Source organism: Citrobacter sp. GW821-FHT02E08 (assembly GCF_059421685.1).
The window spans coordinates 85,105-101,719 of the sequence record NZ_JBWKVL010000015.1 but is presented as its reverse complement, the minus strand read 5'-3'; the positions used below and the strand labels follow the sequence as shown (position 1 = coordinate 101,719).

14 protein-coding genes are annotated in these 16,615 nt (G+C 52.7%); 7 read left to right on the top strand and 7 right to left on the bottom strand.

Annotated elements, in window-relative coordinates; all coding sequences use genetic code 11:
• Positions 1 to 163: 163 nt before the first annotated feature.
• Entirely contained in the window at positions 164 to 1,054 is an 891-nt protein-coding gene (gene metF / locus AC07UY_RS17840) for a methylenetetrahydrofolate reductase (protein ID WP_494660760.1), read from the bottom strand.
• A 157-nt stretch (positions 1,055 to 1,211) separates the two neighbouring features.
• Complete coding sequence (locus tag AC07UY_RS17835; RefSeq protein WP_494660761.1) at positions 1,212 to 2,120, bottom strand: LysR family transcriptional regulator; 909 nt, start codon at positions 2,118 to 2,120, stop codon at positions 1,212 to 1,214.
• Between the two features lie 89 nt (positions 2,121 to 2,209).
• Between AC07UY_RS17835 and AC07UY_RS17830 the strand changes: the two genes are divergently transcribed.
• Positions 2,210 to 2,581 carry a carboxymuconolactone decarboxylase family protein gene (locus AC07UY_RS17830; RefSeq protein WP_494660762.1) on the top strand — a complete coding sequence of 124 codons (372 nt, stop codon included), beginning with the start codon at positions 2,210 to 2,212 and terminating at the stop codon, positions 2,579 to 2,581.
• A 71-nt stretch (positions 2,582 to 2,652) separates the two neighbouring features.
• Here the strand turns inward: AC07UY_RS17830 and metL are convergent, their stop codons facing one another.
• Together metL and metB are read right to left on the bottom strand one after the other, a co-directional pair.
• Positions 2,653 to 5,085, bottom strand: a complete 2,433-nt coding sequence (gene metL / locus AC07UY_RS17825; protein ID WP_494660763.1) for a bifunctional aspartate kinase/homoserine dehydrogenase II — start codon at positions 5,083 to 5,085, stop codon at positions 2,653 to 2,655.
• 2 nt (positions 5,086 to 5,087) lie between these two features.
• On the bottom strand, positions 5,088 to 6,248 hold the full coding sequence (gene metB, locus AC07UY_RS17820; protein WP_192613863.1) for a cystathionine gamma-synthase: 1,161 nt from the start codon (positions 6,246 to 6,248) through the stop codon (positions 5,088 to 5,090).
• Between the two features lie 264 nt (positions 6,249 to 6,512).
• Between metB and metJ the strand changes: the two genes are divergently transcribed.
• Positions 6,513 to 6,830 carry a met regulon transcriptional regulator MetJ gene (gene metJ / locus AC07UY_RS17815; protein WP_162380293.1) on the top strand — a complete coding sequence of 106 codons (318 nt, stop codon included), beginning with the start codon at positions 6,513 to 6,515 and terminating at the stop codon, positions 6,828 to 6,830.
• 143 nt (positions 6,831 to 6,973) lie between these two features.
• Here metJ and AC07UY_RS17810 read toward each other — a convergent pair whose 3' ends face one another.
• The 3 genes from AC07UY_RS17810 to rpmE all read right to left on the bottom strand — a co-directional run bounded on the left by AC07UY_RS17810 (position 6,974) and on the right by rpmE (position 9,924).
• On the bottom strand, positions 6,974 to 8,395 hold the full coding sequence (locus tag AC07UY_RS17810; protein ID WP_494701653.1) for an MFS transporter: 1,422 nt from the start codon (positions 8,393 to 8,395) through the stop codon (positions 6,974 to 6,976).
• A gap of 296 nt (positions 8,396 to 8,691) precedes the next feature.
• Positions 8,692 to 9,372, bottom strand: a complete 681-nt coding sequence (locus AC07UY_RS17805) for an oligogalacturonate-specific porin KdgM family protein (RefSeq protein ID WP_494660764.1) — start codon at positions 9,370 to 9,372, stop codon at positions 8,692 to 8,694.
• A 339-nt stretch (positions 9,373 to 9,711) separates the two neighbouring features.
• A complete protein-coding gene (gene rpmE, locus AC07UY_RS17800) occupies positions 9,712 to 9,924 on the bottom strand; it encodes a 50S ribosomal protein L31 (protein ID WP_103177500.1) in 213 nt (70 codons plus the stop codon).
• Positions 9,925 to 10,125: 201 nt separating this feature from the next.
• Here rpmE and priA point away from each other — a divergent pair, with 201 nt between their 5' ends.
• The 5 genes from priA (at position 10,126) to hslU (ending at position 16,567) form a co-directional block, all read left to right on the top strand.
• Positions 10,126 to 12,324, top strand: coding sequence for a primosomal protein N' (gene priA, locus AC07UY_RS17795; protein ID WP_494701654.1), 2,199 nt, complete (start codon positions 10,126 to 10,128; stop codon positions 12,322 to 12,324).
• Between the two features lie 157 nt (positions 12,325 to 12,481).
• Positions 12,482 to 13,507 carry a DNA-binding transcriptional regulator CytR gene (gene cytR / locus AC07UY_RS17790; RefSeq protein ID WP_203359374.1) on the top strand — a complete coding sequence of 342 codons (1,026 nt, stop codon included), beginning with the start codon at positions 12,482 to 12,484 and terminating at the stop codon, positions 13,505 to 13,507.
• A 92-nt stretch (positions 13,508 to 13,599) separates the two neighbouring features.
• Positions 13,600 to 14,604 carry a cell division protein FtsN gene (gene ftsN, locus AC07UY_RS17785; protein ID WP_494701655.1) on the top strand — a complete coding sequence of 335 codons (1,005 nt, stop codon included), beginning with the start codon at positions 13,600 to 13,602 and terminating at the stop codon, positions 14,602 to 14,604.
• A 91-nt stretch (positions 14,605 to 14,695) separates the two neighbouring features.
• On the top strand, positions 14,696 to 15,226 hold the full coding sequence (gene hslV, locus AC07UY_RS17780) for an ATP-dependent protease subunit HslV (RefSeq protein WP_007369227.1): 531 nt from the start codon (positions 14,696 to 14,698) through the stop codon (positions 15,224 to 15,226).
• Between the two features lie 9 nt (positions 15,227 to 15,235).
• Positions 15,236 to 16,567: an ATP-dependent protease ATPase subunit HslU gene (gene hslU, locus AC07UY_RS17775; RefSeq protein WP_494701656.1), complete on the top strand. Its 1,332-nt coding sequence runs from the start codon at positions 15,236 to 15,238 to the stop codon at positions 16,565 to 16,567.
• Positions 16,568 to 16,615: the final 48 nt, after the last annotated feature.

Here is a 16,615-nt window from a genome sequence, read left to right as displayed (position 1 = left end):
TATATGCTCCCTTTACAGTGTTCTAACTACGATATACACCACCAGAGATAAGATATAGTTGAAATAATCCACAGATTCGATAGCTGATACCTTTTATATTTTTAGTTACAGGGATGTAGATCAATGTGATCAAAAAAAAGCCCTCCGAAGAGGGCGAGGCATTTTATAAACCAGGCCTTACACCCAGCGTGTGGCAAATGGCATAACTCATCTCTGCACGGTTCAGCGTGTAGAAGTGAAAATCTTTTACCCCTTCGCGACTTAGAATCTTCACCATGTCCATCGCGATATTAGCGCCGACCAGTTTGCGGGTTTCCGCGTCATCGTCCAGGCCTTCAAACATTTGTGACATCCAGGCCGGAATACGCACGTTGGTCATGTCAGCAAATTTCTTCGCTTGCTTAAAGTTGGAAACCGGCAGGATGCCCGGAATGATTTCAACATCGATGCCCGCGGAGACACTGCGATCGCGAAAACGCAGATAACTTTCCACATCAAAGAAAAACTGAGTGATAGCACGGCTGGCGCCGGCATCCACTTTACGCTTCAGATTAAGCAGATCGGCCTGGGCGCTTTTTGCTTCAGGATGCACTTCCGGGTAGGCGGCAACGGAGATATCAAAGTCCGCGACCTCTTTTAGCAATCCCACCAAATCAGCCGCATACATCTCCGGCTTACCGCTGCCCGGCGGCAGATCGCCACGCAGCGCAACGATATGGCGAATACCGTTATTCCAGTAATCCTGCGCAATCGTGCGCAGTTCATCGCGTGTCGCATCGATACAGGTCAGGTGCGGCGCCGCTTCCAGACCGGTACGATCCTTAATCCCTTTAATAATGCTGTGTGTACGGTCGCGCTCACCCGAGTTGGCACCGTAAGTCACAGAGACAAATTTTGGCTTCAGGCTACTCAGGCGATCGATGGAGTTCCACAAGGTCTGCTCCATTTCACTGGTGCGCGGCGGGAAGAATTCGAACGAAACGTTAATCTGACCCTGGACTTCTGCCAGGCTCTGATTCAGGGCTTCCCGCTGGTTGGCGTGAAAAAAGCTCATACCTTACCTCATCAATCTTTTGTCATTATATGTTGTGTTGTGAACATCTATCCATTTAGACGTCTAGATGTAAAAATGACGGAAAAGCGGCGTGGCGTCAACTGAAAAATCACCATTAACGGTGAGGAATCCTCAGTGAAGATGAAAATAATTCAAGTTAGTCCGAACAGACAAGGGATTGCAACATCTCTGTTTTAAGCCACTCCAGTCGTGCAGCGTTTTCAGGCAACATTACCAACCCGGCCGTGATACGCAATTCGTTGTCGTTCAACGCGCAGAAAACGACTCCCTGACGCTGAATAGCCGCAAACGAGGCCGGGAGCAGACTCAGACCGTCGCCATGAGCAATGCGCGCGAGCAGTACGTCATGCTCCAGTGGCTCTTCAAGGCAGGAAGGAACGTAATCGACGCGATGAAAAACATCCCGGGTATAGTCGAAGAATGCGGGGTTACGTTCACGTTTAAACCAGAAAAGTGGTCGGTGATTAAGCGCCGCTAAAGAGAGGGGTTCCCTGCCCGCTTCTGGCCAGGCTGCAGGGATGGCAGCAATCAGCGGCTCATGCCAGTTGAGCGGTGTGACGTCCAGACCTGCTGCCTCAAGCGGCAGCGCCACCAGCGCGGCATCCAGCTTCCCGCGCCGTACCTGACGCACCAGTTCAGGTGAACCATGACGCACAATATTCAGTGTCTCAACACGCGTATTAAGCGGCGTTTCCAGAGACGCGAAAACCCCTTGCTCAAATGCCGTTGTTAATCCCAGCCGCAGCGACGGTACGCCAGATTGTGTGAGCTGATGCAGAGCAGCGTACGTTTTTTCTTGCTGCGCCAGCAGCGGACGAATGATCTCCAGCACCCGCTTTCCCTCCTCCGTCAGCGTAAGACCTTTGGTATGACGGACAAACAACGTCACCCCCAGGCGGTCTTCGAGCTGGCGTATATGGCGGCTGAGCGGCGGCTGCGACATAAACAGTCGCTGTGCGGCGCGGCTCATATTGTTCTCTTCCGCCACCACAGCAAAGTAGCGCAGTTGGCGAATATCCAGAGAGTACAGCGGCGGCGTTGTCATACCGAAAAGGTATCACGGAAACGGTATTATCCAAATCATTCTGCGCGCCCTATCCTCACGTCACCTACTGAACAAACGAGGAAGATGTGATGCATTCAGAACGCTTTATAACGGGTCAGGACATGCTGCAACAGGTGGATGGCAAGGGTGGCGATGCCGTCGTCAAAAGTTTGCAAGATATCGCGCCGGACTTCGCCCGCTACCTGATCGAATTTCCTTTCGGCGATATCTATTCCCGTCCGGGGCTGGATTTACGCAGTCGGGAAATTGCAACCGTCGCCGCATTGACCGCGCTGGGTAACGCCACGCCACAGTTGAAGGTGCATCTCGCCGCTGCACTGCACGTCGGGTTAACGCAAGAGGAGATCATTGAAGTGATAATGCAGATGGCGGTTTACGCCGGTTTTCCGGCCGCGTTGAACGGTCTGTTCGCCGCAAAAGAGGTGTTTGCGAAGCAATAAATACGCCGGATGGCGCTGCGCTTATCCGGCCTACGAGTGGTACTTAACGTAGGCCGGAGGGCGACACAGGACTACAGCAGTTGCGCCAGACGGTTGATGTCTGACTGAATGGCCCCGGCAGTCACATCACGACCGGCACCCGGCCCACGAATGACCAGCGGGTTATCGCGATACCAGCGGCTTTCGATGGCGAAGACATTATCGCACGGCAACAACGCTGCCAGCGGGTGTTCCGCACGCACCGCTTCCACGCCGACGCGCGCTTTGCCGTTGGCATCGAAACGCGCCACATAGCGCAGCACCAGCCCCATTTCGTGGGCGGCTTCCAGACGCTGCACCATCTGCTCATTCAGTTCATCGCCATTCTCAAAGAAATGGTCAATTGACCCCTCTTCGCAATGCGCAGGCACCAGCGACTCTACACGCACCTGATCCGGCTCGATGTCGTAACCCGCTTCACGCGCCAGAATCACCAGTTTGCGCATCACATCCTTACCGGAAAGGTCAACGCGCGGATCCGGCTCTGTCAGCCCCTGCTGCCACGCCTGATCCACCAAATCGGTAAAGGGAACCGTGCCGTCAAACTGCAGGAACAGCCACGATAGCGTGCCGGAGAAGATCCCGCTGATCGACAGAATGGTATCGCCACTGTCGATCAGGTCGCGCACCGTGTGGTTGATCGGCAAACCCGCACCCACGGTGGCGTTGTACAACCAGTGACGCCCGGTTTTTTCAAACGCGTCATGGATCTGGCGATACTTATCGCTGGTACTCGCCCCAGCCAGTTTATTGGCGCTGATGACGTGGAAACCGTGGCTGGCAAAATCAAGATACTGATCGGCTAGTTGCTCACTGGCAGTCACATCCAGCACCACCAGATCGTCATACGGGTGCGCACGCATCCACAGGAACAGCGACTCTTCATCCTGCTCAATGGCTTCGTCGTTAAAGAACGCCAGCGCGCGGCTGGCATCCAGCCCTTCATAGTTCAGCAGGCTACGGCGGCTGTCCACCACGCCTGCCAGCACAAATTCAAAACCGGTACGCGCCGAGAGCGTGCTTTGCTCGCGAGCAAACAGCTCCAGCCAGCGTGAGCCGATGTTGCCTTTGCCAAACAGCATCAGACCGATCCGTTTTTCCGCCCGGAAAATCGACTGGTGCAAGCCCTGAATCAGGCTTTCGGTCGGCCCGGTGCGAAGGACCGCCACCAGGCTAATGCCCTCTTCCGACTGCCAGGTAAACTCAACCGGTTGACCTTTCAGCTGCTGCCAGAAACGGTGGCAGTGCAGCGGGTTACGGGTGACGCCAGCGCCGACCATAGCCACCAGCGCCAGCCCCTGACGCAAACGCAGCTCGCCCGGTAAACCTGCTTCATCGAGAATTTTCAGCGCGCTGTCGGCCACTTCGGAGGTGTAGCAAAACTGCAGCAACTGGCGGTCATTATGGACGCCAACGGCCAGCGGACGCACCTGCGCCCGTTTCAGAATCTGATCGATATCTTTGTATGCCAGCTTAAAATCCTGGCTTGCAGGTACCTGAAACTCAATCAGGCAGACATCATCATGGCTGGTCACAATCCGCGCGCCTGTACCAGAAGCCAGCACGCGTTCGATACGGGTGGAACCCTGATCCGGCGTGTAGCTACAGCGCAATTGCAGATCGATATCGCTTCCGGAGACCGGCTGCAACGTACGGGCATGCAGAACCGGCGCCGCCAGACGCGCCAGCTCGCTGGCTTCATCCAGACGCAGCAGCGGCAGCAGGCAGGCATCTTTCACTTTACGCGGATCGGCGCTGTACACCCCGGCCACATCGCTCCAGATAGTGACGCGGGAGGCTCCGGCCAGTGCGCCAATTTGCGTAGCGGAATAGTCAGAACCGTTACGGCCCAGCAGTACCGTTTCGCCCGCATTACAGCGGCTGATAAATCCGGTCACCACCAGGCGTTTTCCCGGATGCTGCGCCAGCAGTTGCTGCAATAATGGGTAAGAGAGCCCCTCGTCTACCTGCGGCTGTGCGGCGCGCTCGGCACGTAAGAACTCACGCGCGTCCAGCCATGCAGACGCCAGTCCCTGTTGGTTAAGCACCGCCGACATCAGACGCGCCGACCATACTTCACCGTGCCCGACCACTTCCGCATAAACAGCATCGGTCACGCCGCTGTCGAGCAAACCCGCCAGCCGTTCCAGGTCATTGACGAAGGCGCTGAGCAGGTCGTCTGCGACCTCTGCCGGTAATAATCCACTGATAAGATCGCTCTGATAGCGACGCAACGTCTGCTGAACCTGATGCGCAGAGAGTCTGTCGGTCTGGCTTAATTTCAGCCAGCTAATCAACTGGTTGGTGGTACTGCCTGCGGCGGAAACGACCATCATATCGTCAGGCTGTGAGTACTCTGCCATGATGCCTGCGACACGCAGATAACATTTCACGTCTGCCAGACTACTGCCACCAAATTTATGCAGTTGACGACCCGTCGTCCCTGCCTGCGCAATCACACTCATGTTTACCCCTTGTTTGCAGCCCGGAAGCCATTTTCCAGGTCGGCAATTAAATCTTCGCCATCTTCAATACCCGTGGAGATACGCAGCAACGTCTCGGAGATCCCGGCGGCGGCACGCGCTTCCGGCGCCATGCCCGCATGCGTCATCGTCGCGGCATGAGAGATCAGACTCTCAACGCCCCCTAAGGATTCCGCCAGCGTAAACAAAGACAGCCCGCTCAGGAAGCGGCGCAACGTCTGCTCATCGCCATCCAGTTCAAAACTCAACATGGCGCCAAAGCCTTTTTGCTGGCGCGCAGCAATCTCGTGCCCCTGATTCTCCGGCAAAGACGGATGATACAGTTTTTTCACCAGCGGCTGAGTTTGCAGATAATCAACAACGGCCTGCGCATTGCGTTGAGCCACTTCCATACGCGGCGACAACGTACGCAACCCACGCAACAACAGGTAGCTATCAAACGCGCCGCCAGTTACGCCGATATTATTCGCCCACCACGCCAGTTCAGTCACGGTATCCGGATCTTTGGCAATCACCACGCCTGCCACCACATCCGAGTGACCATTCAGATATTTAGTGCATGAATGCAACACCAGATCGGCACCCAATGCCAGCGGATTTTGCAACGCCGGGCTTAAAAACGTGTTGTCCACGACGCTTACCGCCCCAGCCTCACGCGCCAGCGTGCAGATTTTCGCAATATCCACCACGCGTAACAATGGATTACTTGGGCTTTCCACTAACACCAGTTTGGGTTTTTCTGCCAGCGCGGCCAGCAGAGCCTGCTCATCACCTTGATCCACAAACAGCACACGATAGCAGCCACGTTTTGCCAGGCTGTCGAATAAACGGTAACTGCCGCCGTAACAGTCATGCGGCGCTACCAGCAGATCGCCAGGCTTCAGGAACACCGTCGTCACCAGGTGAATCGCCGACATACCGGTATTGGTGAGCACCGCGCCTGCGCCACCTTCAAGCTCTGCCAGCGCGCGCTGGACCACATCGCGCGTGGGATTGCCACGTCGGGAGTAATCGTGTGCACGAGGTTCATTAAAACCGGTAAAGTTATAGGTGCTGGAAAGGTGAATCGGCGGGACAACGCAACCGTACTGCTCGTCGTCGTTTAACCCGCTACGCACTGCGATGGTGGCCTGTTTACGCGTCATGTTGAGAAGTTCCTGGGCTGAGTCAGTGAAAGTCAGACCTCAGAGTAAACATAGTTATAATAGACGTCAATACATCTGGACATCTAAACTTCTTTGCGTATAGATTGAGCAAACGGAAAATAGCCGTTAAAATTATACGCATTAGCGCACATCCGCGACGGCTAACTTCGTGTAAGGGCCGCGCCACTACGGTAAACTACGCGCAATTATGGCCTGGATTCAGTTTCCGGCCTCATATTAATGACGAAGAGGATTAAGTATCTCATGGCTGAATGGAGCGGCGAATATATCAGCCCATACGCTGAGCACGGTAAGAAGAGTGAGCAAGTCAAAAAAATTACGGTTTCCATTCCTCTGAAGGTGTTAAAAATCCTCACCGATGAACGTACGCGTCGTCAGGTGAATAACCTGCGTCACGCCACCAACAGCGAACTGCTGTGTGAAGCGTTCCTGCACGCGTTCACCGGACAACCCTTGCCGAATGACGACGATCTGCGTAAAGAACGTAGTGATGAAATCCCGGAAGCGGCAAAAGAAATTATGCGTGAACTGGGGATCGACCCGGAGACGTGGGAATACTAAAGCAGTAAAGAGCGGCGTGGGGTTACCCTGCCGCTTTTTTTAAAGGTGTAACAAGGACGTTTACCGATGAAACAACAAAGGCAGAGGTTTCCCCCCTGCCTTTCAGACTCATAACCCCATCACTTTCATAGGATACTCACGGGTTATTTGCTAATCCCATTGAATTTATTCAGAGTTTCCTCCATTTTGAGCGTTTCTTTTCGGCCCAGTGGATAGAAATAAATCAAAATCAGTGCTGCCAGAAACAGGCATAAGGCCGGTATGAGATTCGCCATCGTGTAAATGTTTTCCTGCACGGCGCTGGTTTGTACAGCCCCGCCCGTTGACGAGGATTGATAACCGATGATAGCCAGCATAAAACCGCCAATGGCCCCTGCGCATGCCTGACCCACTTTGCGGGCAAAGAAGTTCACACCATAAACGGTGCCATCCTCACGTTCGCCAGTGACATACTGATGATAATCGCACACGTCAGTCATAAACGCCCAAATCATCAGGTTGAATAACCCGGCCCCCAGCGTCGCAAGGAACAGGAAGACCAGATAGGCTTTCGCATCCGTAATGTGGATGAAGTACATAATCAGATACATCACCACCGAAAATAACAGCGCGCCGACGCTGGCTTCTTTTTTACCAAACCGCTTCGTGAGCCAGGACGCCGACGGCGCCAGCAGAATCAGGGAACCAAAGGTAAACAGGAGTGCGACAGACATTGCGGCTTTATTGTGGAAATAGTCATTAAACAGATAGGTCATATTGGTGCCGGAGAGTCCCTGATTAATAACAATAAGCAGATCCACAATGACTAAAACGATCAGTGCTTTATTACGTAATAATCCCTTCAGCAAAACAGAAACGGGCATGCTCTCTTTCTTTTCCACGCGCACGCGTTCTGTCGTTAAGTGACAGGTCAGTGTTAAAAAGATAAAAGCCAGTATTGAGCAGCCAATCGCAATCCAGAAGAAATGTTGCCCGGAAATAACCTGACTTCCGTCAACCAGGGTTGTATACATCAGAATGGGAATAAAAAAGCCGGTTGCCCCGCCACCAATCGCCGAACCAATGCTGCGGTAGGTCGAAAGCGAAACACGATCGTCCGGATTCGAGCTAATCGCTGCTGACATGGCACCATAAGGAATGTTAACGGTCGATAACAACGAACCATAAATAAAATAAGAACAGCAGATATAAATAATTTTCGCCGTTTCAGAAAATTCATGAACAAACGGCAGAAAAAGAACGACCGAAATGATACAGAAAGGGTATCTCATGCGACGAACCCAGGGATTAAAACGCCCGTAAGCTGTCAGTTTAGATGTATCGCATAAGCGCCCTACGGCGACATCAACAAACGCATCAAAGAGTTTTGTCACAAAATAGAGTGACCCGACAATGACGCCGGAAACACCGAGCACGTTAGTGTAATAAATCATTAAAAAACTATTCACTAACCCAAGAATAAAACAGTTCCCCAGGTCACCACATAAATAACCAATTTTATCTCTGAATCCGAAAGGCCTAATGGCAATGCTTGTACTTCCTATAACATGTTCATCACTAGACATTATGTCAACTCCTTAGACACGTTATTCACGCGAAGTATGCGTACGTCCTGATACTCAGGGTAATAATAAGACGCGCTACCACTAACTCTATTTTCTATACTCGCCATACTTCTGGTTGCATGTGCATTGGTTGCACTCGCTCGCCCTAATCGCTTATTATCGGAATTCACGCCCTTGCTGCGTTATTCGGCTTGTAGTCTCACGCCTGCATGATCAGGGAAAACGTTGTTCAAGACGCTGATGCGTGTTGAAATGCAATTCGAATGATGTTTTGTATATATAAATGGGATTAACAATTAGAAGTTATAACCAAGACCAACACGATAACGTGTCTGGCGATCGTCCGTCGTTGTCGTGTTATAACCTGAGGAGACGTTACCAATTTCAACAAACGGGACCCAGGAACCTATCTTATAAGCAACACGGAAGTTATATTCATAATCTTCTTTTTTGTTATTATACAAATCTTCACTATCAGCAATTTTATAAATGCCGTTTAGTTCAAACATCCAGTCATTGATGTTATAACCGAGCCAGGCTTCTGGACGATAAACCATGCGGTCATCTTTACCGTCAGCGTTTCTACGCGCATATTCCTGACGGTAGCGGAACGCCGTCCACCAGTTGTCATTGATATTATATTGCACGCGAAGGTAAGGCTTATATATCGCGATATTATCACCCGTTTCGACTGCGATACCTGGCTGCCAGATAAGATCATGCCAGGTGAATTGATAGCTTGCAGTATACTCGTTACCGTTGCTTTCCATATTATTCCACGCATCATTAGATTGCGCATCATCGGAACGTGAAATGGCTTCTACTGCCACACCAAAACCAGTAGCAAAACGGTGAGACATATAAACACGATCATAGTTACGTCCATCGTCATAATATTCATGACGATAATCAACATAACCTGCGTGTGCGGCCGCAGAGAATAATGGAATAAGTAGTAACGCGGACTTTAATTTCATGACCATCCCTTTTTATACAAAATTAAGAAATCAATCCACATGCTTCTCCGAAAAGGAGCAGACAAAAAGGATTTATGAATAATTTTAAATTTCTAAATGATTGTATTTAAGCAGGAGAGATAAAACCTTTTAAATTTTGCCAACAAAAAAAATAAATGGCAAAAACGAAAAGATAAAAACGATGAAGGTCACTAATAGAAATAATTTACCTATAAAATAGAAACACTGTTTTATTTTATAGGTAAAGATTATTCATTCAACAAAGAAATGGTTTTTTCAATTTTAAATCTGCAGACACAAAAAAAGCGCCGTAAGGCGCTTTTTTCTGAGGAGCAAAACTTATTTGCTGCCCGGGATGCTGAAACGCTTGTTGAAGCGGTCAACACGGCCACCGGTTGCAACATCACGCTGCTTGCCAGTGTAGAACGGGTGGCACTGGCCACATACGTCCAGGTTCAGATCGTGACCAACGGTGGAGCGGATCTGGATGGAGTTACCGCAAGAGCAGTTTGCAGTAATCATTTCGTATTTCGGGTGAATATCTTTTTTCATGGGAAACCTCAGTTAAGGCCGCGTCGCTCTTCCAGCCCTAACGCCAGACACCACGCGATGTTGATAGTATAGTTTTGACGCAATCAATTTGCATCAAAGGCGGCGAATCATACAGAAATTAGCCAGCGTATGCAAACTGATCCGCGCTCCCTTACCACAATGTGTATACTAACCCGCCAGATTTCAAGTCAGGATGATGACATGCCCGTTGCGCACGTTGCCTTACCCGTTCCGCTTCCCCGTACTTTTGACTATCTCTTGCCGCAGGGCATGAGCGCTAAAGCCGGGTGTCGTGTGCGCGTGCCGTTTGGTAAACAGCAAGAACGCGTTGGGATTGTTGTCTCCGTCAGCGATCAAAGCGAATTACCGCTGAATGAGCTAAAAGCGGTGGTCGAGGTGCTGGACGTCGAACCGGTTTTTTCAACCTCAGTCTGGCGTTTACTGCTGTGGGCTGCGGATTATTACCATCATCCTGTCGGTGATGTGCTATTTCATGCCCTGCCTATTTTGTTGCGCCAGGGCAGACCTGCCTGCAACGCCCCGATGTGGTACTGGTTTGCCACGGAAGAGGGACAGGCTGTCGACCTCAACAGCCTGAAACGCTCGCCAAAACAACAGCAGGCGCTGGCCGCGCTACGCCAGGGTAAAATCTGGCGCGATCGGGTGGCGGATCTCGACTTTACTGATGCGGCACTGCAGGCGCTGCGTAAAAAAGGGTTGAGCGATCTGGCGAGCGAGACGCCAGCCTTTACCGACTGGCGCACGCACTATGCCGTCTCGGGTGAACGCCTGCGGCTGAACACAGAGCAAGCAACAGCGGTGGGCGCGATTCACAGCACGTCAGACAGTTTCTCGGCCTGGCTGCTGGCTGGTGTCACGGGTTCTGGCAAAACGGAAGTGTATCTTAGCGTGCTGGAAAACGTGCTTGCTCAGGGAAAACAAGCGCTGGTGATGGTGCCGGAGATCGGCCTGACCCCACAAACGATTGCCCGTTTTCGCGAGCGCTTTAATGCGCCTGTCGAGGTGTTGCACTCCGGCCTGAATGACAGCGAACGTCTCTCGGCATGGCTGAAGGCCAAAAATGGTGAAGCGGCGATTGTTATCGGCACCCGCTCATCGCTGTTCACGCCGTTTAAAAATCTCGGCGTCATCGTCATTGATGAAGAACACGACAGCTCCTACAAGCAACAAGAAGGCTGGCGCTATCATGCCCGCGACCTTGCTGTTTATCGCGCCCACAGCGAGCAGATCCCCATCATTCTCGGCTCCGCCACACCGGCGCTGGAAACGCTATGCAATGTGCGGCAGAAAAAGTACCGCATGCTGCGCCTGACGCGTCGTGCTGGCAATGCCCGTCCTGCCATGCAGCATGTGCTCGACCTGAAAGGCCAGAAGGTGCAAGCCGGACTGGCTCCCGCGTTAATCACGCGTATGCGTCAGCATCTGCAGGCCGATAATCAGGTTATTCTGTTCCTTAACCGTCGGGGATTTGCCCCTGCGCTGTTGTGTCACGACTGCGGCTGGACGGCAGAATGTCCGCGCTGCGACCACTATTACACGTTGCATCAGGCACAACACCATTTACGCTGTCACCACTGCGACAGCCAGCGCCCGGTGCCGCGCCAGTGTCCTTCCTGCGGCTCTACGCACATGGTGCCGGTCGGGTTAGGCACTGAGCAACTTGAACACGCATTGGCCCCCTTCTTTCCGGGGGTGCCGATTTCCCGTATCGATCGCGATACCACCAGCCGTAAAGGGGCGCTGGAGCAGCATCTGGCGGAAGTACATCGCGGCGGCGCACGCATTTTGATCGGCACGCAAATGCTGGCCAAAGGTCACCATTTCCCGGACGTCACCCTGGTGGCGCTACTGGACGTTGACGGCGCGCTGTTCTCAGCGGACTTCCGCTCTGCAGAGCGCTTTGCCCAGCTCTATACCCAGGTTTCCGGGCGTGCCGGACGCGCCGGTAAACAGGGTGAAGTCGTGCTGCAAACACATCATCCGGAGCACCCACTGCTGCAAACGCTGCTGCACAAAGGTTATGACGCATTTGCAGAGCAAGCGCTGGCCGAACGGCAAACGCTCCAGCTTCCTCCCTGGACCAGCCATGTCATTGTACGGGCGGAAGATCATAACAATCAGCAGGCACCGCTATTCCTGCAGCAGTTGCGCAACCTCATTCAGGCCAGCCCGCTGTCGGATGACAAGCTCTGGATTTTGGGGCCGGTTCCCGCCCTGGCACCCAAACGCGGCGGTCGCTATCGCTGGCAAATTTTGCTCCAGCATCCGTCCCGGATACGGCTGCAACATATCGTCAGCGGCACGATGGCGCTGATCAATACACTGCCCGATTCACGCAAGGTCAAATGGGTGCTGGATGTCGATCCGATTGAGGGATAACCCCCTCATGATGCGAGGTGGATCGAAATATTCAGGACTCATCACACTTTTTATGAAAATTCTGTAACCGCTTCCATTAACTATCTGATAAAAATGATCCTGACATTAGTTTTCCAGGGATAGGTCTGCGCCTGCATGCCCCAGGCGAGGAGAGAGAGTGAAACCGAAGAATCAGGTTGCTGCCGCTACAATGAAAGATGTTGCTCTAAAGGCGAAAGTCTCAACGGCAACCGTGTCCCGCGCGTTAATGAACCCAGATAAAGTCTCCCAGTCGACCCGTAGCCGGGTGGAACAGGCAGCTATGGAGGTGGGCTATTTACCGCAATCGATGGGGCGAAACGTTAAACGCAATGAATCACGCACAATCCTGGTGATAGTCCCGGATATCTGCGATCCATTTTTCAGTGAAATTATCCGTGGCATCGAAGTGACCGCGGCAAAGCAAGGCTATCTGGTGTTGATCGGCGATTGCGCCCACCAGAATCAGCAAGAGAAAACGTTTATCAATCTGATCATCACCAAGCAGATTGACGGTATGCTGCTGCTCGGTTCACGTCTTCCCTTTGACGCCAGTATCGAAGAACAGCGCAATCTGCCGCCCATGGTGATGGCGAACGAATTTGCACCCGAACTGGAGTTGCCGACCGTTCACATCGATAACCTGACTGCCGCCTTTGATGCCGTGAATTATCTGCATGAACAAGGGCATCAGCGTATTGGCTGTATCGCCGGCCCCGAAGAGATGCCGCTTTGCCACTACCGTTTACAAGGCTATGTTCAGGCATTGCGTCGTAGCGGTATTACGGTTGATCCGCATTATATCGCTCGCGGCGATTTCACCTATGAAGCAGGTGCGAACGCGCTTCAACAACTGCTCGAACTGCCGCAACCGCCTACGGCCGTGTTCTGCCATAGCGATGTTATGGCGCTCGGGGCACTTTCCTGGGCCAAACGCCGTGGTTTGAGAATTCCCGACGATCTGTCCATTATTGGTTTCGATAACATCGCGCTGGCTGAATTTTGTGATCCACCCCTGACTACCGTTGCACAGCCACGCTTTGAAATTGGACGAGAAGCTATGCTGTTATTGCTCGATCAACTGCAAGGACAGAATGTCAGCAGTGGTTCACGTTTACTGGACTGCGAGCTTATTATTCGGGGTTCAACGCGCGCTTTAACTTAAAGTAAACGCTTTAAGACTCCCCTGTCTGGTCAAAGGCCCGTCGCTTAAGTAACATGGCGGGCTGACGAACGAATAAATACAGCGAAACGATAGTGGCACAACGAGATTATGTACGTCGCGGCCAACCGGCACCTTCGCGGCGCAAAAAGAGCACCTCACGGAAAAAGCAACGCAACATACCTGCGGTCTCACCAGCAATGGTCGCAATTGCAGCCGCCGTCCTTGTGGCCTTTATCGGTGGTCTGTACTTCATTACTCATCACAAGAAAGAAGAGTCCGAAACACTGCAGGGCCAGAAGGTCACCGGTAATGGATTGCCGCCAAAACCGGAAGAGCGCTGGCGCTACATCAAAGAGCTGGAAAGTCGCCAGCCTGGCGTACGTGCGCCTACTGAACCCTCTGCGGGCGGCGAAGTCATGAACCCGGACCAGCTCACCAATGAACAACGCCAGTTACTGGCACAGATGCAGGCGGATATGCGCCAGCAGCCGACACAGCTGAACGAAGTGCCGTGGAACGAGCAGACGCCTGAGCAGCGTCAGCAAACGTTGCAGCGCCAGCGTCTGGCCCAGCAACAAGTGCAACAACAACAGTGGACCAATACCCAGCCGGTTCAACAGCCGCGTACGCAACCTCGTGTGACTGAGCAGCCTTATCAGCAGCCGCAGCAGCAAACACGCACAGCGCAGACCGCCCCTGTACAGCAGCCTCGTCAGACGCAGCAACCTAAACAGACTGCGGCCGCGCAGCCTTATCAGGATCTGTTGCAAACACCGGCGCACACCACCGCTTCACAGCCAAAAACGCAACAGGCCGCGCCAATTGCGCGTGCAACGGAAGCGCCGAAGCCAACAACAGAGAAGAAAGATGAGCGCCGCTGGATGGTGCAGTGCGGCTCGTTTAAAGGCGCAGAGCAGGCAGAAACCGTACGTGCGCAGCTGGCCTTTGAAGGTTTTGATTCCCGAATTACCACCAATAACGGCTGGAATCGCGTGGTTATCGGCCCGGTGAAAGGCAAAGAAAATGCCGACGGTACCATCAACCGCCTGAAGATGGCGGGTCACACAAACTGCATTCGACTCGCTACTGGGGGTTGAAACCCCCAAAATCCCCCCCATCTATACTTGCATTACGCCCCGTAGACTGTGCGGGGCCAGTATTCTGCATTTGTAACCAAGGGGTCTGCTCGTGACAACAATAGTAAGCGTACGCCGTAATGGCCATGTAGTCATCGCCGGTGATGGTCAGGCCACACTGGGTAATACCGTAATGAAAGGCAACGTGAAAAAAGTTCGCCGCCTGTACAACGACAAAGTCATTGCGGGCTTTGCCGGCGGCACTGCGGATGCCTTCACACTGTTTGAATTGTTTGAGCGCAAATTAGAAATGCATCAGGGTCACCTGGTCAAAGCCGCCGTGGAGCTGGCGAAAGACTGGCGTACCGATCGCATGTTGCGCAAACTCGAAGCGCTGCTGGCAGTAGCAGATGAAAATGCCTCTCTCATCATCACCGGTAACGGTGACGTCGTGCAGCCCGAAAACGATCTGATTGCCATCGGCTCAGGCGGCCCGTACGCTCAGGCGGCAGCACGCGCTCTGCTGGAAAACACCGAGCTCGGCGCGCGTGAAATCGCTGAAAAGGCGTTGGATATTGCAGGTGATATCTGCATCTATACCAACCATTTCCATACCATCGAAGAATTACCGTCTAAAGCGTAAGGATCTCCCATGTCTGAAATGACCCCACGCGAAATCGTCAGCGAACTGAACAAGCATATTATTGGCCAGGACGCTGCGAAACGCTCCGTTGCTATCGCCTTACGTAATCGCTGGCGCCGCATGCAGCTCAACGAAGAGCTGCGCCATGAAGTGACCCCGAAAAATATTCTGATGATCGGCCCGACCGGTGTCGGTAAAACCGAAATCGCCCGTCGCCTGGCGAAACTGGCCAACGCGCCATTCATCAAAGTTGAAGCCACCAAGTTCACCGAAGTGGGCTATGTCGGCAAAGAAGTTGATTCTATCATCCGCGATCTGACGGATTCAGCCATCAAAATGGTTCGCGTCCAGTCTATCGAGAAAAACCGCTTCCGCGCGGAAGAGATGGCGGAAGAGCGTATTCTTGATGTGCTGATCCCACCGGCGAAAAACAACTGGGGCCAGGCTGAACAACCGTCTGAGCCGTCTGCTGCACGCCAGGCATTCCGCAAAAAACTGCGTGAAGGTCAGCTCGATGATAAAGAAATCGAGATCGATCTCGCCGCAGCACCGATGGGCGTTGAAATTATGGCGCCTCCGGGAATGGAAGAAATGACCAGCCAGTTGCAGTCTATGTTCCAGAACCTGGGCGGCCAGAAACAAAAACCGCGCAAACTGAAAATCAAAGATGCAATGAAGCTGTTGATTGAAGAAGAAGCGGCGAAACTGGTCAATCCGGAAGAGCTGAAACAGGACGCAATCGACGCGGTCGAGCAGCACGGTATCGTGTTTATCGACGAAATCGACAAAATCTGTAAGCGCGGCGAATCCTCCGGCCCGGATGTCTCCCGCGAAGGCGTACAGCGCGACCTGCTGCCGCTGGTTGAAGGCTGCACCGTCTCCACCAAACACGGTATGGTCAAAACTGACCACATTCTGTTTATCGCTTCCGGCGCATTCCAGGTGGCAAAACCGTCTGACCTGATCCCTGAGTTACAGGGGCGTCTGCCGATTCGCGTTGAGCTGCAGGCGCTGACCACCAGCGACTTTGAGCGTATCTTGACCGAGCCTAACGCTTCTATTACCGTCCAGTACAAAGCGTTGATGGCGACCGAAGATGTGAACATTGAGTTCACCGAAGACGGTATCAAACGTATCGCTCAGGCAGCATGGCAGGTGAACGAAACCACCGAGAACATCGGTGCCCGTCGTTTGCACACTGTGCTGGAACGTCTGGTGGAAGATATCTCTTATGAAGCCAGCGATCTGAACGGTCAAAGCATAACAATTGATGCGGATTATGTGAGCAAACATCTGGATGCGCTGGTCGCAGATGAAGATCTGAGCCGTTTTATCCTATAATCGCGTTCAATGCATTTTCATCATTGTTGATGGGGCTGAAAAGCCCCA